This is a genomic window from Streptomyces sp. NPDC030840, from assembly GCF_055572015.1.
In genome coordinates, this window is the sequence record NZ_JBVIEE010000001.1 from 902,640 (window position 1) to 925,423 (window position 22,784).

Annotated in this window: 19 protein-coding genes, 1 other RNA gene and 2 pseudogenes; 12 read left to right on the plus strand and 10 right to left on the minus strand. The window is 71.4% G+C overall.

The genetic code is table 11. From position 1 onward, the window contains the following. The first annotated feature begins 250 nt into the window (after positions 1–250). Genes ACZ49J_RS03840 through ACZ49J_RS03850 form a run of 3 tightly spaced genes read left to right on the plus strand, consistent with a single transcriptional unit; the run spans position 251 to position 3,250 of the window. Complete coding sequence (locus ACZ49J_RS03840) at positions 251–1,126, plus strand: MaoC/PaaZ C-terminal domain-containing protein (RefSeq protein WP_467447661.1); 876 nt, start codon at positions 251–253, stop codon at positions 1,124–1,126. Positions 1,127–1,155: 29 nt separating this feature from the next. Next, entirely contained in the window at positions 1,156–2,232 is a 1,077-nt protein-coding gene (locus ACZ49J_RS03845; protein ID WP_467447663.1) for a Zn-dependent alcohol dehydrogenase, read from the plus strand. Positions 2,233–2,275: 43 nt separating this feature from the next. Beyond that, entirely contained in the window at positions 2,276–3,250 is a 975-nt protein-coding gene (locus tag ACZ49J_RS03850; RefSeq protein WP_467447664.1) for a 3-oxoacyl-ACP reductase, read from the plus strand. A gap of 151 nt (positions 3,251–3,401) precedes the next feature. Here the strand turns inward: ACZ49J_RS03850 and ACZ49J_RS03855 are convergent, their stop codons facing one another. Together ACZ49J_RS03855 and ACZ49J_RS03860 are read right to left on the minus strand one after the other, a co-directional pair. Continuing rightward, positions 3,402–3,560, minus strand: a complete 159-nt coding sequence (locus ACZ49J_RS03855) for a hypothetical protein (protein WP_467447665.1) — start codon at positions 3,558–3,560, stop codon at positions 3,402–3,404. A gap of 219 nt (positions 3,561–3,779) precedes the next feature. Next, entirely contained in the window at positions 3,780–5,111 is a 1,332-nt protein-coding gene (locus tag ACZ49J_RS03860) for a hypothetical protein (protein ID WP_467447666.1), read from the minus strand. Between the two features lie 320 nt (positions 5,112–5,431). On the opposite strand from ACZ49J_RS03860, the gene ACZ49J_RS03865 reads away from it, so the two are divergent. The 4 genes from ACZ49J_RS03865 to ACZ49J_RS03880 all read left to right on the plus strand — a co-directional run bounded on the left by ACZ49J_RS03865 (position 5,432) and on the right by ACZ49J_RS03880 (position 9,416). Further along, on the plus strand, positions 5,432–6,490 hold the full coding sequence (locus ACZ49J_RS03865; protein ID WP_467447668.1) for an ABC transporter substrate-binding protein: 1,059 nt from the start codon (positions 5,432–5,434) through the stop codon (positions 6,488–6,490). A gap of 113 nt (positions 6,491–6,603) precedes the next feature. Then, positions 6,604–7,458 (plus strand): Nif3-like dinuclear metal center hexameric protein, encoded by an 855-nt coding sequence (locus ACZ49J_RS03870; RefSeq protein WP_467447669.1) that lies wholly within the window; start codon positions 6,604–6,606, stop codon positions 7,456–7,458. Beyond that, complete coding sequence (locus ACZ49J_RS03875) at positions 7,455–8,198, plus strand: zinc ribbon domain-containing protein (RefSeq protein ID WP_467447710.1); 744 nt, start codon at positions 7,455–7,457, stop codon at positions 8,196–8,198. Before ACZ49J_RS03870 ends, ACZ49J_RS03875 begins: the two co-directional genes overlap by 4 nt. A gap of 36 nt (positions 8,199–8,234) precedes the next feature. Then, positions 8,235–9,416: a bifunctional RNase H/acid phosphatase gene (locus tag ACZ49J_RS03880; protein ID WP_467447671.1), complete on the plus strand. Its 1,182-nt coding sequence runs from the start codon at positions 8,235–8,237 to the stop codon at positions 9,414–9,416. 16 nt (positions 9,417–9,432) lie between these two features. On the opposite strand, the gene eda is transcribed toward ACZ49J_RS03880, so the two are convergent. The 4 genes from eda to ACZ49J_RS03900 all read right to left on the minus strand — a co-directional run bounded on the left by eda (position 9,433) and on the right by ACZ49J_RS03900 (position 12,413). After that, the gene (eda, locus tag ACZ49J_RS03885) at positions 9,433–10,098 is read right to left on the minus strand and encodes a bifunctional 4-hydroxy-2-oxoglutarate aldolase/2-dehydro-3-deoxy-phosphogluconate aldolase (RefSeq protein WP_467447672.1); all 666 of its coding nucleotides are present in this window, start codon (positions 10,096–10,098) and stop codon (positions 9,433–9,435) included. An 82-nt stretch (positions 10,099–10,180) separates the two neighbouring features. Continuing rightward, positions 10,181–10,987, minus strand: a complete 807-nt coding sequence (yaaA, locus tag ACZ49J_RS03890; RefSeq protein ID WP_467447673.1) for a peroxide stress protein YaaA — start codon at positions 10,985–10,987, stop codon at positions 10,181–10,183. Positions 10,988–11,028: 41 nt separating this feature from the next. After that, positions 11,029–11,640 (minus strand): hypothetical protein, encoded by a 612-nt coding sequence (locus ACZ49J_RS03895; RefSeq protein ID WP_467447674.1) that lies wholly within the window; start codon positions 11,638–11,640, stop codon positions 11,029–11,031. Continuing rightward, entirely contained in the window at positions 11,637–12,413 is a 777-nt protein-coding gene (locus tag ACZ49J_RS03900; RefSeq protein ID WP_467447675.1) for a MerR family transcriptional regulator, read from the minus strand. The genes ACZ49J_RS03895 and ACZ49J_RS03900 overlap by 4 nt, the downstream gene beginning before the upstream one ends. A gap of 175 nt (positions 12,414–12,588) precedes the next feature. Here ACZ49J_RS03900 and ACZ49J_RS03905 point away from each other — a divergent pair, with 175 nt between their 5' ends. The 4 genes and pseudogenes from ACZ49J_RS03905 (at position 12,589) to rnpB (ending at position 15,456) form a co-directional block, all read left to right on the plus strand. Then, the gene (locus tag ACZ49J_RS03905; protein ID WP_467447676.1) at positions 12,589–13,167 is read left to right on the plus strand and encodes a Uma2 family endonuclease; all 579 of its coding nucleotides are present in this window, start codon (positions 12,589–12,591) and stop codon (positions 13,165–13,167) included. 57 nt (positions 13,168–13,224) lie between these two features. Further along, positions 13,225–14,073 carry a helix-turn-helix domain-containing protein gene (locus ACZ49J_RS03910; RefSeq protein ID WP_467447677.1) on the plus strand — a complete coding sequence of 283 codons (849 nt, stop codon included), beginning with the start codon at positions 13,225–13,227 and terminating at the stop codon, positions 14,071–14,073. A 115-nt stretch (positions 14,074–14,188) separates the two neighbouring features. After that, positions 14,189–14,905: pseudogene (locus tag ACZ49J_RS03915) on the plus strand (DMT family transporter); the annotation flags it as partial. A 118-nt stretch (positions 14,906–15,023) separates the two neighbouring features. Next, an RNA gene (gene rnpB, locus ACZ49J_RS03920) (RNase P RNA component class A) lies at positions 15,024–15,456 on the plus strand. Between the two features lie 255 nt (positions 15,457–15,711). Here rnpB and ACZ49J_RS03925 read toward each other — a convergent pair. From ACZ49J_RS03925 to ACZ49J_RS03940, 4 genes and pseudogenes are all read right to left on the minus strand, one after another. Then, positions 15,712–16,956: an MFS transporter gene (locus ACZ49J_RS03925; protein ID WP_467447678.1), complete on the minus strand. Its 1,245-nt coding sequence runs from the start codon at positions 16,954–16,956 to the stop codon at positions 15,712–15,714. A 750-nt stretch (positions 16,957–17,706) separates the two neighbouring features. Then, complete coding sequence (locus ACZ49J_RS03930; protein WP_467447679.1) at positions 17,707–18,672, minus strand: glycoside hydrolase family 6 protein; 966 nt, start codon at positions 18,670–18,672, stop codon at positions 17,707–17,709. Positions 18,673–18,846: 174 nt separating this feature from the next. Beyond that, a pseudogene (locus tag ACZ49J_RS03935) lies at positions 18,847–19,899 on the minus strand (glycoside hydrolase family 10 protein); the annotation flags it as partial. Positions 19,900–19,996: 97 nt separating this feature from the next. Continuing rightward, positions 19,997–21,619 (minus strand): glycoside hydrolase family 43 protein, encoded by a 1,623-nt coding sequence (locus tag ACZ49J_RS03940; RefSeq protein ID WP_467447680.1) that lies wholly within the window; start codon positions 21,617–21,619, stop codon positions 19,997–19,999. A 647-nt stretch (positions 21,620–22,266) separates the two neighbouring features. Between ACZ49J_RS03940 and ACZ49J_RS03945 the strand changes: the two genes are divergently transcribed. Beyond that, the coding region (locus ACZ49J_RS03945) for a glycoside hydrolase family 27 protein (RefSeq protein ID WP_467447681.1) at positions 22,267–22,784 on the plus strand (518 nt) is incomplete at its 3' end.

Genomic DNA, 22,784 nt, shown 5'->3' on the forward strand with positions numbered 1-22,784 from the left:
GCGCAGCGCCGCGGGGGAGAGCCGGCGCGGCGCACCACGCGCGCTCTGCCGTACCCCACACGCTCAAGCCCGACCCGCGCATCTGACGTGCCGTCAGGAGACTTCACAAGTACACGCGGCTCGGCTATACAGGGGTCGCCGGACTGGAACGCGTTCTAGGGAGGGCGGGTTCCGCGGCCTCGTGACGACCTCGGTACGGCCGACGGTGCGGACGGTCGTGCCGAGGTCTCTTCCGTGAGTCAGGAGCCTCATGCCCATCGACGCAGCCTTGGCCCTCGCCGCCGAGCCCCGGTCCGGGGAGCTCTCCTGGACCCCGAAGGACGTCCAGCTCTACCACCTCGGCGTGGGCGCCGCCGCCAACCCTGACAAACAGAACCCCGCCACCGACCCCGACGAACTGCGCTACACCCTGGAGACCCGGCTGCACGTCCTGCCCAGCTTCGCCACCGTCGCGGGCGCCGGTTCGCCCGGAGTGATCAGCGGCCTGTCCATGCCCGGCGTCGACGTCGACCTCGCCCGCGTCCTGCACGGCGGCCAGACCGTCCGGGTGCACCGCCCCATCCCCGCCGAGGGCGCCGCGACCGCCACCTCGCGCATCGCCGCCGTGTACGACAAGGGCAAGGCGGCCGTCCTCGTCATGCGTACCGAGGTCACCGACGCCGAGGGCCCGTTGTGGACGAACGAAGCCCAGATCTTCGTACGCGGGGAGGGCGGCTGGGGCGGGGACCGCGGACCGTCCGCCCGCCTCGAACCGCCCGCCGGTGACCCCGACAAGGTCGTCGAGCGCCCGATCCGCGAGGACCAGGCACTGCTCTACCGCCTCTCCGGCGACTGGAACCCCCTGCACGCCGACCCGGAGTTCGCCAAGCTCGCCGGGTTCGAACGGCCGATCCTGCACGGGCTGTGCACCTACGGCATCACCCTCAAGGCCGTCGTCGACACGCTGCTCGGCGGCGACGTCAGCCGCGTGCGCTCGTACGCCACGCGCTTCGCCGGGGTCGTGTATCCGGGGGAGACGCTGCGCGTCAGCATGTGGCGCGGCGACGGCAGGGTCCAGGTGTCGGTGACGTGCGTCGACCGTGACGACGCGCCCGTCCTCGCCGACACCCTCGTCGAACACTCCTGAGACCACCCACAGTTGAGGGGAGCCGCACCATGCGCGCAGCCGTACTGCACGAGATCGGCCAGGACAAGCTCGAGGTCCTCGACGACGTCGAGGCGGTGGGGTTCGGCCCCGGCAGGGTGAGGATCCGGGTACGGGCCACGGGCCTGTGCCACTCCGACCTGTCCGCGATGGCCGGGGTCCTGCCGCAGCCCGGGCCGTTCGTGCCCGGCCACGAGGGGGCGGGCGAGATCGTCGAAGTCGGCGAGGGCGTCGGCCACCTGAAGGCGGGCGACCGGGTCGTCGTCTGCTGGCTCCCGGCCTGCGGCGCCTGCCCCGCCTGCAAACGCGGCCAGACCGAGCTGTGCCTGGCCGGGTTCATGAACGCGGGCACCCCCAACTTCAGGCGGCCCGGCGGGGACGTGTTCGGCTTCGCGGGCACCGGCACCTTCGCCGAGGAGGTCGTCGTCGACGCGGGCTGCGCCGTACCGATCCCGGACGACGTGCCCTTCGACATCGCCGCCCTCATCGGCTGCGGCGTCACCACCGGGCTCGGCGCCGCGCTCAACACGGCGGACGTGGAGGCCGGTTCGTCGGTCGCCGTCATCGGCTGCGGCGGCGTCGGCATCTCGGCGATCCAGGGCGCGCGGCTCAAGGGCGCCGCCGAGATCGTCGCCGTCGACCCGGTCGCCTCCCGGCGGGAGTCCGCGCTCAAGTTCGGCGCGACGAGGGCGGTCGCGCCGGAGGAACTGGCCGACGCCAAGCAGTCGGTGACGGCCGGCGAGGGCTTCGACTACGTCTTCGAAGTGGTCGGCAAGTCCGCCACGGCACGGACGGCCTACGAGACGACGCGGCGCGGCGGCACGCTCGTCATCGTCGGCGCGGGCGCCATGGACGACTTCCTCCAGCTCAACATGTTCGAGCTGTTCTTCGACGAGAAGCGCATCCTGCCGTCGATGTACGGCGGCGGGGACGTGCTGCGGTCGTACGAGCGGACCATCGCGCTGTGGCGAGCCGGGCGCATCGACCTCTCCGGCCTGATCACCCACCGGGTACCCCTGTCCGACGTCAACGAGGCGCTGGACCAGATGCGGACGGGCACGGCGCTGCGGACGTGCGTCGAGATCTGAGCCCGGCGGGCCTCTCCTCCTGACCTGCTGCGAAGGGACCTTGATGTCACTGCCACTTGAGGGCCGGTCCGCGATCGTCACGGGCGCGGGCCGCGGGCTGGGCCGGGCCGAGGCGCTGGAACTCGCCCGGCTGGGCGCGGCCGTCGTCGTCAACGACTACGGGCAACCCGGCCGCGACGGCTCGGGAGAGGCGTCCGCCGGACCGGCCGAGGAGGTCGTGGCGGAGATCCGGGCTGCGGGCGGCACGGCCGTGGCCCACACGGGAGACGTGGCCGACCACGAACAGTCCCGAGAACTGGTCGAGTTGGCGATCAAACGATTCGGGAAGCTGGACATCCTCGTCAACAACGCGGGCATCCTGCGCGACCGGATGGTCTTCTCCATGTCCGAGGAGGAGTGGGACGCGGTCATCCGCGTCCACCTGAAGGGCCACTTCAACACGACGCACTTCGCGGCGGCGCACTGGCGGGCGCGCAGCAAGGCGGAAGGCGGGCGCCCGGTGTACGGGCGGATCGTCAACACATCGTCGGAGGCGTTCCTGGCGGGTTCGGCGGGGCAGCCCAACTACGCGGCGGCGAAAGGCGGAATCGTCGGCCTGACGACGTCCACGGCCATCGCCCTCGCCAAGTACGGCGTGACGGCGAACGCGATCTGCCCGCGAGCGCGGACGAGGATGACGGCGGACGTGTTCGCCGGCGTGGAGAGCGCCGCGGAGGGCGGGGAGGGCGGTGGTGTGGGACTGGACCCCCTGGCCCCCGAGCATGTCGCGCCGCTCGTCGGGTACCTCGCCTCGCCTGCGGCGGCGCACGTGAACGGTCAGCTGCTGGTCGTGCACGGGGGGATGGTCGCGGTCGTCGAAAGGCCCCGGGTGGCGGCCCGGTTCGACTCCAAGCAGGAGACCTTCACGTACGACGAGCTGGACGCTCTGCTCAGCCCGTACTACGCCGAGCGGCCGACGGGCGAGACGTTCGCGGCGGCGGAGGTGCTGGGGCTGAGGAGGGGGCGCGACGCTCTCTAGGCGCAGGGGACGGCCCCGCCGGTCGTGGACCGGCGGGGCCGTGTGTGTTCCGTTGTCTGCCGGCCCGACTGACCGACTGGTACGGCCGACTGGTACGGCCGAGGTGCGACCGACTGGTCGGCTTGACGTTTCGGCAGAGCCGCGGATCGGGTCAGGCAGCCGTTTCGGTCTGCTCGGCCGGCTTGCGGTGCCGACCCCGAGGGGTCACCTCGGCGTCGTTCGCGGAGACCGGTCCGCGGTGCTTGCCATGGCCGGAGGCCTCCTGGGCGGCGGCTTCGGCGGGCAGTTCCATGGTCTGTGCGTCGCTCATGTGGATGTATTCACCCCGTCAGCAAGATCTTCGTACGAGCGGTGAGTCTAACGGGCCGGTGTGACAACTGTGACGGCGGCCACGGCCGTTGCCACCGCCCGCCCGGGACACGCTCCTTGTGCCCACAGATCGGGGTTGCATTCCCAGGTTTTCGTTTTCCGGGGTGCGCCGCGGTCGTTCGTGTCCGGGGTTGCGTTCCCGGTTTTCGTGCGGCAGCCCTCAGGGGACGGGAAGGGGCACGGGCGGCGGGGGCGAGGAATCCTGGTCGGCGGCCGACGACGTCCGCTCACCCCCCGCCCGCCCGCTCAACGGCGCCTCCCCCAACGGCACCGGCCGCGCCGCGACAGACTCCGGCGCCTCCGGGAGAGTCAACGGCTGCGGCGGGGACGTCTCGGACGTAGCACCGGACGTGGATGGGGGAGCAGTTCCAGTCCGAGCCCCAGTCCCGGACTCAGCTCCTTCAGACCCACTTCCACCCCCACACCCTGACGCGGGCCGGAACCCATCCGCCGAGACACCGGACGCACTCCCCGGCACCTCCACCCGCACCACCCCGCACGGCACCATCCCCGTGGCGTACGGCAGCTGAAGCACGCCCTCCCTGCTCCACCGTCCCGCCCCCACCAACCACCCCTCAGGCGCGGCGAGATGATGGACCTGCCGCTCGGCAGGGCGCCAGACACCCACCCAGCTGCTCCCCGCCCCGTCCACCCGAAGGGCCACCGCACAGCTCTCCGGCGTCAACATCTGCCCGGGCTGGATGGCGAACGGCGTCACCAAACAGTCCCGCAACCGCAGGCACTCGGGAAAACGCACCGGCAGTGTGCTGCCCAACACCCCCCACCCCAGCCGCCCGTCCCCGGGCGAAGGCGCGTCCGAGCGGATCAGCAGCAACCCGCTGTCGGGATCCGCGAGCAGCAGCCGATCGTCACTGTCCTCGGCGATCTGGAGGAGCGGAGACACCGCCCCGCCCCCTTCCAGATCCACCACCACCGTCTTCGTCCGCCCACCCAGGGACCGGTCCAGGGCGAGCATCCGCCCCGTACCGTCCAGCCACACACCTCCCGAGCACCGCCCCGGCACCTCCGCCAAGCGCTCCGGCCCGGCCGCCCCGCCCGCCACCAGCCACACCACGCTCGAACTCGGCCCCACGGCAAGGGCGTACGCGCAGTCCCCGCCCGGCGCCGGCGGCAGCAACCGCACCCGAACCGCCGCGTCCGGGCACTCGACCGCCCCGAGCGGCAGCTCACCGGTTCCCGGGCCTGTCGGATAGAGGAGTGAGAACAGATGCCGTCCGCCCGCGACCCGGTGGATCAGCACCCGCCCGTCACTCATCGGGAGCACCTCGGTACCGGGCTCCTCGGGCTGGTTCCCGGGCAGCGGCACCGCGTACGGCTCGGGGCCGCCCAGGGTCCAGCGCTCCGGGAACCAGGACTCGCCGGCGAGGGCGAGACGTGCGGCGTACGTCCCGTCGGCGGTGATCACGCACCCGGGCCGTGGGGCTCCGCCGTCGTCGTTCCCCCCGGCCAACTCGGTGGCACAGACCGTCATTCTTCGGTCACCTCCGGCGACGAAGGTAGTTTTCGTACGCACAGACGTGACACCGCCGGGCCGCCGCTTCACACATAAGGGTGTTCGTCACGCGGTTCGCCTGAGGGAACGGGGGCGGGTGTGCTGCAGGGGAGCGGGCGGTTTAAGGTTAGGTTCGCCTAAGCGTGTCCTGTGGGTGACTTGTGCGGTGACCGGGCGGTGCCGTGTCCGGGCGCCATGGCGCTGCGGCGCCGCGGCGAACGGGGCCGTGACGCCGTACGCGGCACGCTCCCGCGCCCAACTCCCCCCAGCGCCGCCAGTACGAACCCCAGGAGCCCCCCATGCCCCTCCGCCGCCGCCACCGCGGTACCACCGCCGTCAGCATCGCCCTCGCCGCCGCGCTCGCCCTCGCGGGCTGCGGAGCCGAGTCCGGATCAGGGTCCGGAAACGGCGGTTCGGGATCGGGGAAGGACAACGGCAGTGGCAGCAAGTCCGTCGCCCAGGGCGGCGAGGACTTCGCCAAGGCGGCCGAGGAGACGGCGAAGATGGGGACCACCGCCAAGGCCGGCGAGTTCCCGCGGACCATCAAGCACGCCATGGGCGAGACCGAACTGAAGTCGCGCCCCGAGCGGGTCGTCGTCCTCGACGTCGGCGAGCTCGACAACGTCGTCTCGCTCGGCGTGAAGCCCGTCGGGTACGCGCCCACCGAGGGCTCGGTCGCCCTCCCCTCGTACCTGAGGAAGGACGCGGGCAACCCCAAGAACGTCGGCACGATCAACTCCCTCAACCTGGAGGCGATCGCGAACCTCCAGCCCGACCTGATCCTCGGCAGCGAGCTGCGCGCCGCGAAGCTGTACCCGCAGCTCTCCCAGATCGCCCCGACCGTGTTCTCCATCCGCCCGGGCTTCACCTGGAAGGAGAACTACCTCCTCAACGCCGCCGCCCTGGACCGGACGGCCGAGGCGAAGGCCGAGCTCGACGCGTACGAGAAGAAGGCGCAGCGGCTCGGTGAGGACCTCGGCGCCGACAAGCCGACCGTGACCATGCTCCGGTACATGCCGGGCATGATCCGCCTCTACGCGAAGGCGTCGTTCATCGGCACGGTCCTCCAGGACGTCGGCATCCCGCGCCCCAGGAACCAGCAGATCAACGACCTCGCGGTGGAAATCAGCCCGGAGCGGATCGACGAGGCCGACGCCGACTGGATCTTCACGGGCGTGTACGGCGACGCCAAGAAGACGGACCGTTCGAGCGTCGAGGGCAACCCGCTCTGGAAGAAGCTGGACGCCGTGAAGAACGGCAGGGCCGAGAACGTGCCGGACGAGACCTGGTACCTCGGTCTGGGCGTCACCGCCGCGGACAAGGTCCTCGACGACCTCAGGACCCGCCTGCTCAAGTGACCGCCCGCCAGTGGCGTCAGCGGAGATCACCGGGTGATCACCGGGTGGTCACCCGCTGATCAAGTGCCCCGCAGCCGGTGGGGCACGGACGCGGGGCAGGTAGCCTTTTGTTCGTGCCCCGTCTGTCTGAAGTCATCGCCGCGCTCGACGCCCTCTGGCCTCCCCGAAGGGCCGAGGGATGGGACGCGGTCGGGACGGTCTGCGGAGACCCCGGCCAGGAGGTCTCGCGGGTCCTGTTCGCCGTCGACCCCGTCCAGGACATCGTGGACGAGGCGGTGAAACTCGACGCCGACCTGCTGGTCACCCACCACCCGCTCTATCTGCGCGGTACGACGACGGTGGCGGCCTCCACCTTCAAGGGCCGTGTCGTGCACACCCTCATCAAGCACGACATCGCGCTGCACGTCGCCCACACCAACGCCGACACCGCCGACCCCGGAGTGAGCGACGCCCTGGCCGGGGCGCTGGACCTGAGGGTCGTACGCCCCCTCGTGCCGGACCCCTCCGACCCCGACGGCCGCCGTGGCCTCGGCCGCGTCTGCGAGCTGGACCACCCGCTGACCGTACGGGAGTTCGCGGCCCGCGCGGCCGAGCGGCTGCCCGCCACCGCGCAGGGCATCCGCGTGGCCGGCGACCCCGAGGCACTCGTCCGCACCGTCGCCGTGAGCGGTGGCAGCGGTGACAGCCTCTTCGACGACGTGCGCGCCGCCGGAGTCGACGCCTTCCTCACCGCGGACCTGCGCCACCACCCGGCCTCCGAGGCCCGCGCCCACAGTCCTCTCGCGCTGCTCGACGCGGCGCACTGGGCCACCGAGTGGCCCTGGTGCGAGCTGGCCGCCGCCCAGCTCGACGAGATCTCCGACCGGAAGGGATGGGACCTGAGGGTCCACGTCTCGAAGACGGTCACCGACCCCTGGACCGCCCACGCGGCGTCCGCCCCTTCTGACCCCCCGGGAGCCCCCAACTGAACGCCGCGCCCGCCGACCAGATCCGACTCCTCGACGTCCAGGACCTCGACGTACGCCTGCAGCAGCTCGCGCACAAGCGGAGGTCGCTGCCCGAGCACGCCGAGATCGAGTCGCTGACCAAGGACCTCACGCAGCTGCGCGACCTGCTGGTGGCCGCGCAGACCGAGGAGAGCGACACCGCCCGCGAGCAGACCAAGGCCGAGCAGGACGTGGACCAGGTGCGCCAGCGCGCGGCCCGCGACCAGCAGCGCCTGGACTCGGGCGCGATCACCTCTCCGAAGGACCTGGAGAACCTCCAGCGCGAGATCGCCTCCCTCGCCAAGCGGCAGGGTGACCTGGAGGACATCGTCCTGGAGGTCATGGAGCGCCGGGAGTCCGCGCAGGAGCGGGTGGCCGAGCTGACCGAGCGGGTCGGGTCGGTGCAGTCGAAGATCGACGACGCCACCGCGCGCCGGGACGCCGCGTTCGAGACGATCGACGGCGAGGTGGCGTCGGTGACGAAGGAGCGCGAGGTCATCGCCGCCTCCGTCCCCGCGGACCTGCTGAAGCTCTACGAGAAGCTGCGCGAGCAGCAGGGCGGCATCGGCGCGGCCAAGCTGTACCAGCGGACCTGCCAGGGCTGCCGCCAGGAGCTGGCGATCACCGAGCTCAACGAGGTCCGCGCGGCGGCCCCCGACACGGTGCTGCGCTGCGAGAACTGCCGCCGCATCCTGGTCCGCACGTCCGAGTCGGGCCTGTAGGCAGCGAGGGACTTCGGAGACTCGAGGACTGACGTCGTGCGGGAGTTGATCGTCGAGGCCGACGGAGGGTCCCGGGGCAACCCGGGGCCCGCGGGCTACGGCGCGGTCGTCATCGACGCGGCGTCGGGCGAGACGCTGGTGGAGACGGCCGAGTACATCGGTGTCGCGACGAACAACGTGGCCGAGTACCAGGGCCTGCTCGCCGGCCTCAAGGCGGCCCTCGAACTCGACCCCACCGGCTCCGTCCACGTCCGCGTCCGCATGGACTCCAAGCTCGTCGTGGAACAGATGTCGGGCCGCTGGAAGATCAAACACCCCGACCTGCGGCCCCTGGCGACGGAGGCGGCCACCATCCTCCCCGCCTCACAGGTCACGTACGAGTGGATCCCCCGGGACCAGAACAAACACGCGGACCGCCTGGCCAACGAGGCGATGGACGCGGGGCGACGGGGCGAACAGTGGTCCCCGTCGACATCGACGGCCGAACTGGACGCGCGTTCGATGAAGTCCGGGACGCCCGAGCCGCCCGGCCCGGCGAAGGCCGAGGCGGATCTGCGGGCCGCGCGGAACGTGGCTGCGGCCGGGCCCGATCTCGGGGCGCCCGCCACCCTCGTACTGCTGCGGCACGGGGAGACGCCGCTGACGCCGCACAAGCGGTTCTCGGGAAGCGGCGGATCGGACCCGGCGCTGTCCGACGTCGGGCGGTACCAGGCGGAGCGTGCCGCCGCCGCCCTGGCCGCCCGCGGCACCGTCCAGGCGATCGTGTCGTCGCCGCTCGCCCGCTGCCGCGAGACCGCCGGGATCGTCGCGGCCCGGCTCGGACTCCAGGTGGCCGTCGAGGACGGTCTGCGGGAGACCGACTTCGGCGCCTGGGAAGGGCTGACCTTCGGCGAGGTGCGCGAGCGCCACCCCGAGGACCTGGGCGCCTGGCTGGGCTCAACCGGAGCGCGGCCCACCGGCGGCGGCGAGAGCTTCGACGCGGTGGCCCAGCGCGTCGCCGCGGCCCGGGACAGGCTCGTCGAGGCGTACGCGGGCCGCACCGTCCTGCTCGTCAGCCACGTCACCCCGATCAAGACCCTCGTGCGGCTGGCCCTCGGCGCGCCCCCGGAGTCCCTGTTCCGCATGGAACTGTCCGCCGCCTCCCTGTCGGCGGTGGCGTACTACGCCGACGGGAACGCCTCGCTCCGGCTCCTCAACGAGACGTCCCACCTGCGCTGACCCCTCTGGGCGGGCGTCAGGCCCGCAGCGCCGCCGCCTCCCGCGCCAGCCTCTCGACCCGCTCCCAGTCCCGTGCCGCCAGCGCGTCCTCGGGCACCAGCCAGGTCCCGCCGACACACGGCACGTTGGGCAGGGCCAGGTACTCCGGCGCCGTCGCCGGCCTGATCCCCCCGGTCGGGCAGAAGCGCGCCTGCGGCAACGGTCCGGCCAGCGACTTCAGGTACGCCGTACCGCCCGCCGCCTCCGCGGGGAAGAACTTCATCTCCCGCACCCCGCGCTCCAGCAGCGCCACCACCTCGGAGGTGGTCGACACCCCTGGCAGGTACGGCACCCCGGCCCCTCGCATCGCCTCCAGCAGCACGTCCGTCCAGCCGGGACTGACCAGGAACCGGGCGCCCGCTGCCACCGACTCCGTGACGTGCTCCGGCGAGATGACCGTGCCCGCCCCGACCAGCGCCTCCGGCACCTCGGCGGCGATCGCCCGGATCGCGTCGAGGGCCGCCGGCGTCCGCAGCGTCACCTCGATCGCGGGCAGCCCACCCGCGACCAGGGCCCGCGCGAGCGGCACGGCGTCGTCGGCGTCCGCCACGACCACCACGGGGATGACGGGGGCGAGATCCAGCACGGAGGCAGGCAGGGACGGAGGAGGCGGGGACGACGAGGAAGGCCGGGACGCAGTCATGGCGTCATCCTGCCCAGTGACAGCAGTATGCGCAAAGGTCGTTGCGCATACTGCAATGCGCTCGCGCCTGCCGGCGGAAGCCTCAGTGGATCTCCGACACCACCACGTCCAGCGCCCACGCCTTCCCCGCCCGAGCAGGGGCCTCCGCCTCCACCACGTACCCCAGGTCCCGCAACGCCTCGACGAGCTCCGCCGGATCCTTGGGCGCCGCACCGGCCTCCAGCAGGGACCGTACGATCCGGCCCTTCGTCGCCTTGTTGAAGTGGCTGACGACCGACCTCTTCTCGACCCCCGTCGCCTCGTCGACCTGCGCGTGCAGCACACGGACGGTCGCCGTCCGCCCCGCGACCTCACCCTTCGGCTTCCACGCGGCCGCGTACGCCGACGAGCGCAGATCGAGGACGAGCCCGTCGCCGGCCGCCTCGGGCAGCGCCGCGGCCATCGGCTCCCGCCAGAACGCGGCCAGCGCCCCGAGGCCGGGCAGCTTCACCCCCATCGAGCAGCGGTACGAGGGGATGCGGTCGGTCACGCGGACGGCGCCCCACAGGCCGGAGAAGACCAGCAGCGAGCGCCCGGCCCGCCGTTTCGCGGCGGTGTCCAGGGACGACAGGTCCAGCGCGTCGTACAGCACACCGGTGTAGATCTCCCCGGCGGGCCGCGCCCCTGCCGTCCGCAGCCCGGCGTTCTTGACGACCTCGCCGCGCAGACCCTCGCTCAGGCCGAGCACCTCGCGTGCCTTGTCCTCGTCGTCCGCGCACAGCTCGACCAGCGCACCGAGGACGGTCTCGCGCGCCTGTGCGAGCGCCGGCAGCGACAGCGACTCCACCTTCACCGGGGCGCCGCGGCCGGAGGCGGCCTTGCCTTCGGAGGGCGGCAGCAGGACGAGCATGGTTCTCCTAGCGAGTACGTGCGGTGAGGGCTCGCGCCAGGTTACGCGGTGGGTGCCGGGCGCATCCGCCTGACCTCCGCCACCAGCACGTCCGGCTCGTCCGCGTGGAAACGCACCAGCCGTACGCTCCGGCGCCGCCCGAAGAAGGTCAGGTACGTGACGGGCTCGGCCAGTTCGAGCGCGATGGACGTCTGCGCCCCCACCACGAGATCGAGCTCGCCCTCGCGCTTCTCGTGCGTCGTACGCGTCTCGCGGCGCACGGCGGCGACGGAGGCGAGCGGCACGCACAGGTCGACGGTGGCGAACCGGCGCAGCCGCAGGGTGGTGGCGGTCAGGACGTGCGGACGGGTCACCGAGGACGCGTGCAGCCCGACGACGATCAGGATCGTGTAGAGGTCGAGGACCAGGAAGACCTGGTGCAGGAGCGGGAAGCCGCGCAGCAGCACGGACAGGGCCACCGTCTCGATCGCGCACACGAAGCCGAAGCCGAACATCACGGCCCCCTGCCCGCGCGCGTACCCGAACGCCCGCCGCCCGTCACCGAGCCCGTGCGGACGCCGCCCCACCCACCGCACGATGCTCGTCAGCAACAGCAGCTCATGCCGTACGAGGGCCCGGACGGGGACGAACGCGACGCGCGCCCCGGCCCTCACGACCGCCCCTCCACGACGATCAGCAGCGCGCGCCGGACGGCCTCCGCCTGGGCCGGGGCGAAGTCGGCGTAGAGGGCGCGCAGGAAGCCGCTGTCCTCGTCGATGCCGCCGCCGTCGCCCGGGACCAGTGCCTCGGGGATCGAACCGGCGAGCAACCGGGCCGCCTCCTCCACCCGGGGATCGCCGGTGTCCGCGTCGGCGAGGGCGTCCAGCGACGCGTACACCCGGTGCGCGCGCTCCACCGCGCCCGGCGCCTCGAACGCGGCCCGCAGCGAGGCCAGCATGCTCTCCCGCACCTCCGGCGATGCCGCGGTCTCGATGAACGCGAGCACCTCGCGGTCCTTGACGGCCATGGCGGACGCGTGACCCTCGCCGCCCCCTCCGGCCATCTCCCGGAACAGGGCGGCGAGTTCGGGCGACACGGGCCCTTCCTCGGGCAGCCGCCCGTGCCCGGCCTCGTCCCTGAGCGCGCGCAGCCGCTCCCGCCGCTCCCGGATCGCGGTCTCCTGCCGCGCCAGGTCCTCGTCCAGCTCGGCCAGCACCTCGGCGAGGTCCCGCCCCGCGTCGTCCGCGAGCACGTCCCGCACCTCGGCGAGCCCGAGCCCCAGCTCGGTCAGCCGCCGGATCCGCGCGAGCACGACCGCGTGCCGCAGCGAGTAGTCCCGATACCCGTTCGACAGCCGCTCCGGCTCCGGTAACAGCCCCAGATGGTGGTAATGCCGCACCGTCCGCGTGGTGACACCGACGGCCGTGGCCAGCTCTCCGATTCTCATGCCCTCAGTAGAGACGTTGACGTCGCGGCAGGGTCAAGGGAGGGGCGCGCGGGGGAGGGCGAACCCTGACGATGGCTGTGATCGTGTGCCACGATCGAGGGAACGGTTCTCGATCTCACGGACAGGTGATCCGGCGATGTCCGAGTCTGGCGAGCGACACAAGGAGGGGCGTGACATGACTGCCATGGCCCACGAGCCGCTCACGCAGGAAGAGGTCCTGCTGGAGGGCTTCCTCGCCCTGGACACCCCGGAGGGTTTCCGGGCGGAGCTGATCGAGGGGGAGATCGTTGTGACGCCGCCGCCGGACGGGGACCACGAGGACTACATCAATCTGATCATGAAGCAGGTGGTCAGGCGGTCCCGGACCGACATGGACTTCTCCGGGAACAAGGGCCTGAAGCTGGCGAGCGGGGGCGGTTGCCCGAAGGACCACGCGATCCCGGACGGCACCTTCGCCCCCACGAAGCTGCGGCTCTACCGTGGCGCCGACTCCTGGATGCCCTGCGACGGCGTCGCCATGGTCCTGGAGGTGACCTCCACAAAGCCCAACGCCGACCGCGAGGCCAAACGCCGCTGCTACGCCCGTGGCGGCATCCCGCTCTACCTGCTCGTCGACCGCGAGGCATCCTCGATCACGCTGTTCAGGGACCCGGAGAAGGACGACTACCGCGAGCACTGCACGCGCCCCCTCGGCAAGCCGATCGCCCTCCCGGAACCCTTCGCCTTCGACCTGGAGACCGCGGACTTCCTGTAAGCCTTTCTTCCGGCCCGCCGGGCGTAGCCTGGGGGCGGCCGGTGGAAGGGGTACGAGGTGAACGGACCCGGGGGACGCGTGGGACGCGGCGGGCGCGAACAGACCAACTGGACCCGAGCCACCCTCGGCCGCGACGGCGCCCCCCTCGACCTCCTCACCGCACGCTTCACCCACCACCGCTACGCCCCGCACACGCACGAGGAGTTCAGCGTGGGCGTCTGCGTGACGGGCACGTCGTTCATCGACTACCGGGGAGGCGGCGTCCAAGCGGGCCCCGGCGCGATCATCGTCCTGGCCCCCGGCGAGGCACACACCGGCATCTCCGACCCGCACGGCTACGCGTACCGCGCCCTCTACCCGGCCCCCGCCCTCCTCACCGACGGCACCCTCACCGGCGTCCCCCACTTCCGCAGCCCCCTCATCGACGACCCGGAACTGTCCGCGGCCCTGCGCACCGCGCACGCCGAACTCAGCGCCTGCCCCGACCCGTTGGAGACGGAGTCCCGCCTCCCCTGGCTGCTCACCGCCCTCGCCCGCCGCCACTCCACGGCCCGCCCGGCCCGGGACACGATCCCCGGAGCCGGCACCCTGGCCCGCGCCGTACGCGACCGCCTCGCCGACGAACTCCTCTCCCCGCCCTCCCTCGCCGACCTCGCCGCCGACCTGGGCCTGTCCCGCTACCAGCTCCTGCGCGCCTTCCGTACGACGATGGGGATGCCGCCGTACGCCTGGCTGGCCCAGCACCGCGTGGCCCGGGCCCGGAGCCTGCTGGAGGCGGGCGGGCGCCCCGCGGAGGTGGCCGGGCAGGTGGGCTTCGCGGACCAGGCGCACATGACGAGGTGGTTCAGGCGGGTGCTGGCGGTGACGCCGGCGGAGTACCGCACGGGTGTGTCCCCCCGGCGGTAGGGGCGCAACAGCGTTCAAGACGCAGGCGGCGGACCCGGCCGAGACTCACCCCATGACTGCACGCGGCTGGGCCCTGTTCTCTCTCATGGGCGTCCTCTGGGGCATCCCCTACCTGATGATCAAAGTGGCGGTGGACGCCGTGTCCCCGTCGATGGTGGTGTTCACGCGCTGCGCGCTCGGGGCGGCCCTCCTGCTCCCCTTCGCCCTGCGCCAAGGGGGACTGGCCCGGACGCTGCGCACCCACTGGCGCCCCATGCTCGCCTTCTCCGTCATCGAGATCATCGGCCCCTGGTGGACCCTGACCGATGCCGAACGCCACCTCTCCAGCTCCACGGCGGGCCTGCTGATCGCGGGCGTACCGATCGTCGGCGTGATCCTGGCCCGGTTCTTCGGCGACACGGAGAGGCTGGGCGCCCGCCGGACGGTGGGGTTGGCCCTGGGCCTTGCCGGAGTGGCGGTCCTCACGGCCCCACACCTCACCGGAGGCGACGCCCGCTCCCTCGCGGAGGTGGGGGTCACGGTCCTGGGCTACGCCACGGCTCCCCTGATCATCGCCCGCCACCTCAAGCAGGTCCCCACGCTCCAGCTGATCGCCCCCTGCCTGGCGCTGTCGGCCGTGGTCTACGCCCCCGCGGCGGCGGCGACCTGGCCGACGGAGATGCCCTCAGGGCCCGTGCTGGCCTCCCTCGTGGCCCTGGGAGTGATCTGCACGGCACTGGCCTTCGTCGCCTTCCTGGAACTGATCAGGGAGGCGGGCCCCACCCGAGCCACCGTCTTCACGTACGTCAACCCGGCGGTGGCGGTAGCGGCGGGCGCGCTCTTCCTGGACGAACAGCTCACAGCCACCGTCCTGGCCTCCTTTGCCCTGATCCTGGCGGGCTCGTTCCTGGCCACGGCGCAGGCGGACCGAACCGGTGGAGCACGCCGGGTAACATGGTCGACACGGCAGACGAGCCGGGCGGACGGCCGCGTGGAGTCCCCCTGACGGGGTGCTCCCCGAGGAACGTCCGGGCTCCACAGGGCAGGGTGGTGGCTAACGGCCACCCGGGGTGACCCGCGGGACAGTGCCACAGAAAGCAAACCGCCGAGGCTGTGCTCTTTTGAAGAGGGCGGCCCTCGGTAAGGGTGAAACGGTGGTGTAAGAGACCACCAGTGCCCAGGGCGACCTGGGCAGCTAGGTAAACCCCACCCGGAGCAAGGTCAAGAGGAGCCGCCTCTTCGGAAGAAGGGCGGCTCTGCGCGGACGACCGAGGGCTGCCCGCCCGAGTCCGCGGGTAGACCGCACGAGGCCGACGGCAACGCCGGCCCTAGATGGATGGCCGTCGCCCGGGGGCCCGCGAGGACCCCTGGGAACAGAACCCGGCGTACAGCCCGACTCGTCTGCCGCTCCACATTTCCGCAGTTCAGGGGCCATGTTTACCAGGCGAACAGACCCGCGGGGTCGAATCCGGGTCGAATCTGCGCTACAGGTATCGTCGTTTCTGTCCGCCACTCATGCCGCATATTCGGGTAATCCGGGTGTCAGATGCGGTTCAGTATCGCTCCGTCCGGCGTACGTCCGACTCGTCTGCCTTCCTTTGGGGAACGGCGGGATGTGCCGCGCCGTGCTGAGCCGGGAGGCGGATGGCCCGGCCCGGCTCACGCTTGCTGGGTCTCCTGCGGGCTGGTCTTCCGGAGGAGGGGCAGCAGTCCGGCCGCCACGAGCGCGGAGGCGAGGCCGAGGGCGCCGACGGCCGTCGTGAGGTGGCCGGTGGCGGACTCGAGGGCGAGCAGGGCGAGCGGGCAGAGGAACTGCCCGAGGAAGAACGACGCGGCCCACAGTCCGGTGCCCCGGCCACGGTTGCGGTATTCCAGCTTTGACATGGCCCAGGTGAGCAGTGTGGGCAGCAGAAGGCCGGTGCCGATGCAGTTCAGGAAGGTGCCGAAGATCAGAATCGCCACGTTGTGGGCCAGGCTGATCAGCACGAACCCTGCTGCGCACAGGGCGAAGATCGCGGCCAGTCTGCGCTCCGGCCGGCCGATCATCGAGGCGAAGATGACGGAGCCGCTGACCGTGGCCGTGCTCGCGATCGCGGTGACCATGCCGATGAGGGCGCTGGACTGTATGCCCAGGCCGTTCATCAGGTAGGCCGTCTCGGCCGGGACGACGTAGAAGACGATGCCCCCGAACACCGAGAGCAGGCAGATGCCGGCCAGCCGGCCGGCCGAGGAGACCCGATGCCCGACGGTGAGCGCCTCGTCCACAGGGGCGCCCGGCCGGGGCTTGGACAGGAATGCGGCCATCGCGGGGGCGAGGAGCAGCCCGACGGCGTAGAGCTGGAACGGGGCGCGCCAGTCCGAGGTGCCCATCGCCCCGCCGAGTATGAAGAAGGCGGTGGCGGAAATGGTGGCGCACACCGTCTGCAGGGCCAGGTAGCGGTCGCGTGCCCGGCCCGCGTAGTAGTCGCCGATCAGTGTCGTGCAGGAGGTCATGATGAAGGCCTCGGCGACACCGAGGAGAGCACGGCTGGCCACGATGGCGCCGAGCGAGTCGAGCCACAGCGGAGCGGTGCCGAACAGCGCGTACAGGACGGTCGCGACGACCAGCGGAATCCGTCGTCCCACGCGGTCGATCAGGACACCCGCGAGGGGAGCGACCAGGGCGAGCGTGAGCGCGGGAATCGTGAGGATCAACGGGACCAGGACGTCCGCGTCCGGCACCGTCCTGAACAGCTCCTGCAGCTTCGGCAACACGGGAGCGAGTAGCACCGCGCCGAGGACCGGCAGACAACTCCCGCTCATCAGGAGCGTCAAGCGCAGACTGCCCCCGGATTCCGGCACGGGCTCGGTGCTCCGGACGGCGAAACCGTCGGTGGGAACGGGTGAGGAGGTGAAACCGGACACGCAAGGCCTCCACGTGGGCGGTGACAGGGCACGCGGCAGGCTGCCGCCGTGGCCGTGCCACACCGCAGAGCGCCAGTGCACCGAAGGGAGACGCCCGGAGGAATGAGGGGGCGTCTGGACTTGCACGACTATCGGGCAAGTTGCTCCCTGTCGCCTACCCCCTGTGCCATTCAAATGGTGGATCCCGCCCATCCGTCTTCTGGATGGTTCCCACACCGAGCTCTTCCGCTCGCGCATCACCGGCGACGGCGGCGAGACCGCTGAAGTGTGCCGGGTACTGCCTGCGTGCCTGTGCGATGTACTCGTTGGTCATGGCGGCCAGTCCCGCGCCAATGGAAGCTCGAACAGTTCCACGCAAGGGGTGGTTGATGGATGCCGTGACCTCGACGGTTTCGTCCCCCGTGGCCAGTCGAGGCGGGGCGGCCCGTTCCTGATCCGGGGCCTCCCGCCCGGGTGAGGCGCGGGCCGCGGCCCGATCCGCTGGAGCGCCGGTCACCTTGCAGTGAGGCCTGGGGGAGCAGGCCGACCTCCGAGGGTGTGGCATACAGCCCGACTCGTCCGCCGCCACCCGCGGCTTTGCTCTGCCCCGAGGACACCGGCGTGGCCCGCGCCGTCGCTGAACCGCGGCAGGCAGCTGAACTCCCGCGTCGGGGGCTGCCCCCGATGCGACAGGACCGGCGGCCGGACCCGTCCGACGACCGGAGGCAGCCACGAGCCGCCCTTTCGGGAACCGCGCCCGAGCGGTCCGGATCAGTAGCCGTAGATCATTTTGTAGGCGACCTCCGGGAGGAACTGTCCGGCCGAGGAACCGGTTCCCACACCGCAGTTGCCGTCGGACTCGCCGGGGACCTTGATCCACAGGAGCATCTCGGCGCCTCCGCCCAGCTGGCTGGGGGTGCCGATACGGCGGCCCGCAGGGTTGCACCACTGGCCGTTGGAGCCGTTGCCGTTGCGGCTGGTGTCCACGACGAACGGCTTGGAGTAGCCGTACCGGGCGCCGAGTTCCCTGTTGACGGCGTTGCCGTACGCGGTGTTCTCGGCGGTGGTCAGGTAGTTGGAGACGTTGAGCGAGAAACCGCGGGCCTGCCGGAGGCCGGCTTCGTGAAGGCGACGGGCCATGGTCGCCGCGCTCGCCCAGGCCGGGTTGCCGGCGTCCAGGTAGACCCAGGTGTTGGGGGCCTGACGGTTGAACTCGGCGAGCGCTCCGGTCAGCATGCTCTCGCGTTCGTCGATCTGCGCCTGGGTCATGCAGCCGTAGTCCCCGAGGGAGTCCGGTTCGAGGATGACGACGGCCGGGCGGCCTGCGATCCCGCCCGCGAACTGGGCGATCCAGTTCGCGTAGGCGGACGGCGAGGAGGCTCCGCCCGCGGAGTGCCCGCCGCAGTAGTCGCGGTTGTAGATGTTGTAGGCGACGAGGACGGGCAGCTTGTCCCGGGCGTCCGCGGCGCCCGCGTACGCGCCGGTGGCGGTGCCGATGGTGCCGCTCCAGGAGCCGAACCAGCGGGCCGTCGGGGTGTTGGCGATGGAGGCGTTGATCGCGGGCGCCCGGCCGTCACCGGGGTTGGCGGCGACCCACCGCTTCGCGCTGGAGTCGGGGTCCACGTAGAACCCGTTGGTCATGGTCGTCGGATCGGCGGCGTGAGCGGACGGGGCGGCGGCGAGCGCCAGCGGCAGCGAGGAGAGCGCTGCCACCAGGGCGAGAAGTCTGCGGCGCATGACAGTACCTCGGCTTTCTGGCAGGGACGGTCCGAAGGTCGGCGGTGAGCGTGGGGAGCGCTCCCACCGGAGGCGCTCCCCACGGCACGGTCGGTCAGCAGGTCGAGTTGGTCTGGGGCAGGAGGCCGAGCCGCCACGGGAGGAGGTTGTAGTCGCCGCCCGCGTTGGGGTTCATGTCGCGGCGGGCGTGCCGCTGGTGGTGGCGGGTGTGCCGCCCAGCGTCGTCAGCGTCGCGTTGTACGCGGGCTTCTTGTTGCCGTTGCGGTCGAACAGCAGCGGGTTCTCCGATGCCCGCCAGGAGTCGCTGTCGCGGATGCCCCAGACCGTGATGCCGGTGCAGCGCGCGACGTTCATGCAGGCCCTGACCGTGTTCGCGTACGCGTTCGGCGACGCCTGCGCGATATCCAGTTCGGTGATCTGGACGTCCACGCCGAGGGCGGCGAAGTTCGACAGCGTCGTCTGGAAACTGGCGGGCGGGCCGCCGGTGCCGAAGTGGGCCTGCAGACCTACGCAGTCGATGGGCACGCCGCGCGCCTTGAAGTCGCGGACCAGGCGGTAGACACCCTGGGTCTTGGCCGCGTTCCAGTCCTCGATGTTGTAGTCGTTGTAGCAGAGCTTGGCCGCCGGATCGGCCGTCCGGGCCGTGCGGAACGCCTGCTCGATAAAGCCGTTGCCCAGCACGTCCCGGAAGACGGAGCTGCGCAGCTGGCCGCTGCCGCCGTCGGCGAAGGCCTCGTTGACCACGTCCCAGGAGTGGATCCGGCCCTTGTAGCGGTTCATCACGGTGGTGATGTGGTTGTTCATCACGCCGCGCAGGGTGTTCGCGTCCCTGATGGAACTGACCCAGCCGGGCAGTTGGGAGTGCCAGACGAGGGTGTGGCCGCGCAGGCGCTGACCGCGGGCCTGCGCGCGGTTGGCGATCTGGTCGGCGCGGCCGAAGGTGAACGAGCCGCGGGAGGGCTCGGTCGCGTCCCACTTCATCTCGTTCTCGGCTGTCACCGAGTTGAACTCGCGGTCCAGGATCGTGGTGTACGCGCCGTCGCCGAGCCGTCCGGCGGCGACCGCGGTCCCGAAGTACCGTCCTGACTGGGCTGCTTGGGCGCCCAGCGTGCCGGCCCGGTCCGTGTCGGGTGCGCCCGTCGCGGTCGTGGGGGTCAACAGGGCGGCCGTGGCCAGCAGGCCCAGGACCGAGGCTCGGCGTAGGCCGAGCCGTTTCAGCGGGTTCATGGTTCTCCTCGGTGGGGTGAGGGGTTGGGTGAGGATTGGATCAGGGGTGGGGTGACGGGCTGGTTGGGTCGATCCATGCGTGCGTGCCGGCCGTCGGTCAGGGCACGGACAGCTCGAACCGCGTGACGCGGACCGCGCCGCCGAGTGCCCGGGTGGCGTGGTTGAAGAGGGCGAACCGGTAGCCCATGAAGAACCGCCAGTCGTTGCCCATGGAGAAGGCGGGCCCGAGGCGGGTGAAGGTGGTGCCGTCGGTGCTGTAGGAGAAGGTGCCGGTGCGGGGCGCGCCGGGGCGGATGTCCGCGCCGGCGCGCAGCCAGACGCGGGTGCCGGGTGCGGCCGCGCTCGCGACCTCGGTGCCGGTGCCGGTGGTGTTCCAACTGCCGTCCATCGTCAGCCCGTTGGTCATCACCACCCGTGTCACGCCGTTGTCGCGCTTGACGCCGATCCACGCGGAGGAGTCCCGCAACAGCGCGAGTCCGGCCCGGTCGCCGTCCCGCATCGCCGAGTGGTCGAGCTGGACCGTGGCGGTGGAGGTGGGGCCCTGGATGCGGTGGGTGAGGGTGTTGCGGGCCCAGTACAGGTCGTTGGTGACGGTCGCGGTCCGCAGGGTCAGGCCGTCGTTCACCGACCACTTGGTGTTGTCCGGGTTGTGGTTCCACTCCCACCTCGGCTTGAGGGTCATGCCGTCGAAGGTGTCGACACCGGTCATGGGGGTGACCTGGCGGGGCGGAGTGGGTACGGCCGGGCTGGGGTACGAGGTGCCCCACGCGCCGTTGACGAGTTGCACGACGGGCCAGCCGTCCGGGGTCCAGGTGACCGGCGCCAGGGCGGGCATCCGTCCGCCCGGGTAGGCGTCCACGAAGGCCATGTAGTACCAGGCACCGCTCTGCGTCTGCACCAGCCCGCCCTGGTGCGGGACACCACCGCCGGGGATCGGCCCGCGCAGGTCGAGAAGGACCTGCCGCATCGTGTACGGACCGAAGGGGCTCGACGACTTCAGGATGTACTGCCCGTTCGCGGGGCGGGTCAGGAAGATGTAGTACTGCCCGTTGATCTTGTAGAAGCGGGCGCCCTCCAGGGTGCCGACACTCGACGGCGTGGTGAACACCTGCTGGGTGCGCACCTGGTTGCGGCCGTCGGGCGAGAGCTGGGCCACGCTGATGGTGGTGTTCCCGTACGCCACGTACAGGGTGTCGTCGCTGTCGACGAGGAGCCCGGCGTCGTAGTAGGGGGTGCTGATCGTCGTGAGCCGGTTCCACGGCCCCTCGACGGCGGTGGCGGTGTAGACGTACGTTCTGGCGAAGTCGACCTGGCCCAGCCAGTAGAACGTCCTGTTGCTCGGACGGTAGGCCAGCGATGACGCCCAGATCCCTCTGACATAGCCACGGGCACCGTTCAGGTCGTACTTGGCGCCGAAGTCGAGGACGGGCACCGAGTGGCCGGCGATCTCCCAGTTCACCAGGTCGTACGAACGCAGGACGGGCGCGCCCGGCGAGTAGTGCATCGTCGATGCCGAGGCGTAGTAGGTGTCGCCGACGCGGATGACGTCGATGTCCGCGAAGTCCTGCCAGATCACCGGGTTCGTGTACGCCGCGGAGGCCACGGGCGGCATCCCCTGGACGGGACCCGGGGCGGCGGCGGTCCGGGAGGCTCCGGCCAGAGGAAGGAAGGCACCGGTGACCAGGCCGGTGGCGGCGGCCAGCGCCCGGCGGCGGCCCATGCCTTGATGAGAGCATGACATACACATAGGTGTCGTTCTCCTTGTACGGCCAGTGCCGTTGCGGCTGGCGCGTGTCGCCGCCATGAGCCTCACGGCTGTGGGGGAGGGTGCGGTTACCTGCGTGCCGTTGCGGGGAGTGCCCTGCTCGTGCGTGCCGTTGCGGGAAGTGCCCTGCTCGTGCGTGCGGTGCGGAGTCACGGAGCCGAACCCGGTTCGCCATGTCGAACGCCGACCGGCACATCGAGCATCCTGGATGATAGGAGGCCTGCACATCCCGTCAATACCCCTCGCATGCTTCGTGCTGCACATCGAAATCTTTCGAAGTCTGTGTGCGTGGGCTTCCGGCGAGCACTCGGATGCCACCGGGGCGCAGTGGATCACGCGTCTCATTCGCACAGCTGGTGAGTGGGATGTGTTGACATGCGCGGGCGCCTCCCTATCCTCCGTGAGGGCTTGGCCTTCCGAAAGCCGTTCGAAATTACGGTCACGGGCATGGAGATGTCATGCGCGCGACATCCCTTCAATGCGCTGCTGTCCGCATGCCCAGCGGGTCGGCCTGCTGACCGGTACCGCATCACCCGCTCGCCCCCCACGCGGGCGCCGTCGGTGACCAGCCCACGGCGCCCTGCCCGAGAAAGGAGCCCCCGGTGCCCAGACGATCAGGCAGACGACTGCTCCGGCTCTTCGCGGCCGCCGCCCTGACATTCACCCCGGCTGTCACGGCGTCCGCCCAGCCCACCGCCTCCGTCGGCACGACCGCCGAGGCCGCGCCGGGCAGCCCCGCGCTCACCCCACCGATGGGCTGGAACAGCTGGAACAGCTTCGGATGCGGGATCACCGAGGCGCAGGTCCGCCAGGCCGCCGACGCGATGGTGTCCTCGGGCATGAAGGACGCGGGCTACCAGTACGTCGTCGTCGACGACTGCTGGTTCGACCCGCAGCGCGACGCGCAGGGCAACCTGCGGGCCAATCCGGCCAAGTTCCCCAGCGGGATGAAGGCGCTCGGGGACTACATCCACGGCAAGGGCCTGAAGTTCGGCATCTACCAGGCGCCCAACGAGAAAACGTGTGCCCAGGGCGTGGGCACCTACCCCGGCTCCACCGGCAGCAAGGGCCACGAGGCCCAGGACGCCGCCACGTTCGCCTCCTGGGGCGTCGACTACCT